We start from the raw sequence: 321 nt of genomic DNA on the forward strand, positions 1-321 counted from the left end.
TGGATCACGGTTGGATTCCTCCTCTTCGAGTGGAAGTTCCAATGAATCGGTATCCTATAATCTTATCTCAGGAGAGACCTATTACGTCAAGGTCGATCCTTTTGGCAACAATACCTCAGATTATAATCTGAGTATCAATAGTGGCAATATTGATATAATTAACGGGACCACCGTCAGTGGTGGTGATGCAGGTGACTCTCGAACGGGAGCCACTGCGGTTTCACTGGACAGTAATGGAGATGCCAGCATTACAGGTTATGCTGGGGAAAATGATTTTTATACGTTTGTTGCGCAACACCCTGGCACCGCGACCATTGATTT

At 45.2% G+C, this 321-nt stretch carries 1 pseudogene; it reads left to right on the forward strand.

Annotation, left to right across the window (positions count from 1 at the left end):
* Nucleotides 1-321, forward strand: a pseudogene (locus JWG39_RS16310) (hypothetical protein); the annotation flags it as partial.

The sequence above is a fragment of the Desulforhopalus vacuolatus genome (genome assembly GCF_016918505.1).
Taxonomy (GTDB): Bacteria; Desulfobacterota; Desulfobulbia; order Desulfobulbales; family Desulfocapsaceae; genus Desulforhopalus; species Desulforhopalus vacuolatus.